Origin of the sequence: Aeromonas sp. (assembly GCF_051657805.1) — a bacterium.
GTDB lineage: Bacteria > Pseudomonadota > Gammaproteobacteria > Enterobacterales > Aeromonadaceae > Aeromonas.
Map to the genome: position 1 here is coordinate 1 of NZ_JBOFLJ010000044.1, position 1174 is coordinate 1174.

Genomic DNA, 1174 nt, shown 5'->3' on the forward strand with positions numbered 1-1174 from the left:
GTATGTACTAGTACCCACACTAGAGAGCGAGTAAAGTACGATACTCACTCGCTTGTAGCATTTGTACTGTATGATTGATTCTCCAGCAGAGACCGGCTCACAGGACAGGCTGACAGACCGCGGCGCATGCGAGCCAGTCGTTTCGCCAGCTCGCTTGCACACTCGTCCCAGTAGGAGTTCAGTAGCCACCTCACTCCAATGCCAGCCAGCCTTCTTCCTGCAGCTGAGAGGCTAAAAGCATGAGCCTTGGCTGCTTGCAGCCATTCCTCTTTTCTCTTTGAACACCAACACCTGTTGCTGTCCAAAGAGGTGCTTTTCGCCGTCGTAGTCGATTATCTTGTCGCTGTCTGTTTCGCAGTCAGCGCCCGTGATCGATCTCCTCGGCCATCAGCACTGTTGTGTTCTTCGCCCTTTGCCCTTTCTCTTCTCTCCTTGTGGTTCTTGTTTCCGATCCTCACCATGAAGTTCGATGCTGCTGCCACGGCCGCGCTCTTCGAAGAAGGCGTCGTCGGACACGAAGCGATCCAGGCCCTGCGTCTCCCAGCGGACTTGTTCCCTGCCGACTCTACCTGGAATCAATTCCCCGACCTCTCCGTTGAAGAACAGCAGCGTCTTCGTGGCTATTCCTTCGGTTACCCGGTGGCTTCTACAGCCGTCAAAGAGAACCCATTATCCGCCCCAGCCCCTGGTGCTCGCCGCTCCGCGTTTATCTCGGCCAACGCGAGCGCCATCCGCTACTCTCCGAATCATCGCATCTGGACAGCGGAAGACGTCTACGCCTCTCACCAACGCCGCCCCACCGGTTGCTCTCTCATGGTCATTCGCGTCCCCACTTCCCTCACTGCCTTTTCCGAACCTTTTCTGCTCGTGACGGGTCCGATGACCACCCCCTTTTTGGGATACTCTCTCCCCACGCCCAACTTGTTCCAGCTCAAGGAGGACTCTCCTCCTCTCTGCATCCACGGCGACATTCCCCTACCCGGGCACATGCATCCGACCATGGTGTCCGCGTCGGCTTCCCCCCGCGACTGGCTCAGCGCCAACGACCACCCTTCCCCGCTGGAGGAGCTTCGCAACAACGGACCTCTGTTCACGATTCTTCAAAGCACCGCCCTTCATCGCACCGTCGTCACCTATGACGCCACTGACGCCATTTGGTCCCGTGTCTCTGCCG

General features: G+C 57.8%; 1 protein-coding gene. It reads left to right on the forward strand.

Annotation, left to right across the window (positions count from 1 at the left end; genetic code table 11):
* Positions 1-246: 246 nt before the first annotated feature.
* On the forward strand, positions 247-1174 hold a 928-nt coding region (locus ACRCYW_RS14650; protein ID WP_438550798.1), incomplete at its 3' end, for a hypothetical protein.